The following is a 1,109-nucleotide window of genomic DNA, read 5'->3' as shown; positions in this document are numbered from 1 at the left end:
GGCGCCTCAGTTGCCAACGCGGAGCTGATTACCGATTGGGGTTACTCGACCACTAACGTGTTTGAGAATGCTACTTTCAGCAGTGGAAACGGCACCACTACCGAAAACCCCCAAAGCCTGTCATGGGGCGGCGTGGATGCTGAAGATCGTTCGTCTGTATCGATTGATGATGTAAATGCACCAAGTGGCCTTATCACCAATGGGGACTTTGTAGACGGTGGCTTATTCACCCACGACAACAATATTATCGATGCCAGATATTCTGCCTTGACTAGTTTCAACATAGTTACTTCGCTTGACTTGGTAGCTTCTACTCCGGATAACGGCGCGACCCAGACTGTGGGCCCCCTCACCTTCGAATCGTCCTTCAGTGAAACAATTAATAGTGCACCCTGCGGAGGAACATCAACAGGTATTCCCTGTGATGACATCTTTACGCTTAACAACCTGCCTGATGATGCCATGCAAAATATGAACGGCTGGTTCGAGCTTTCTTCAGACCAGTTTACCATTGACGATTTCACCTACACGGTCTTCCTTGAGCTGGAAAACCTGGTCGCTCTTGGAGCAACCACCTGTGGCGTAGCGGGCGCTCCGGCCAATTGTGTTGGTCTTCTGACTCAAGAAGATACAGCAAACACTTTCCAGACCCGGTTCCGTATCGCGGCTGCACCGGCTAGCGTACCTGAGCCAGGCACCTTGGCACTGATGGGCTTGGGCATCGCTGGCCTTGGTTTTGCACGCAGGAAAAAAGCTGCTAAAGCATAATGTTTGAACAGTTATAACGTTCAAAAGACAGTGCTGATGAAAAAAGCCCCCGCCGAAAGGCGGGGGCTTTTTGCTGAGTCAAAAACACTGAGCGTAATTCAGAATCGCTCAGCCGCGGAGTCAGGCAACCTCTTTCCGGCTTACCTTATAGTCGGTATCCGGTTTTGCTGGAAGGTAGCGCCCCGAGTCAGTAACCAACGACCAGACATCCGGACGACGCTTTCTGATGCCTTCGATCAGTGACGCAGCTTCAGTGAAAGCAGGACGGCGACGACCGTGATACTCCATCACAGGCCCCACATGATCAAACTCCACACCAAATTTCTTTAGAACACGCAGCA

The 1,109-nt window shown here is 51.2% G+C and carries 1 protein-coding gene and 1 pseudogene; one reads left to right on the top strand and one right to left on the bottom strand.

All coding sequences use genetic code 11. The annotated features are described in order from the left end of the window. Positions 1–768, top strand: a 768-nt coding sequence (locus tag F6Y09_RS20020) for a THxN family PEP-CTERM protein (RefSeq protein ID WP_152208726.1), incomplete at its 5' end; no start/stop codon positions are given. Between the two features lie 120 nt (positions 769–888). Here F6Y09_RS20020 and F6Y09_RS20015 read toward each other — a convergent pair. Further along, positions 889–1,109 (bottom strand): annotated as a pseudogene (locus F6Y09_RS20015) (PEP-CTERM/exosortase system-associated acyltransferase); the annotation flags it as partial.

This window comes from Marinobacter changyiensis (genome assembly GCF_009193265.1).
In the GTDB taxonomy this organism is placed as follows: Bacteria; Pseudomonadota; Gammaproteobacteria; order Pseudomonadales; family Oleiphilaceae; genus Marinobacter; species Marinobacter changyiensis.
This window is presented reverse-complemented; position numbering and strand designations above follow the sequence as displayed.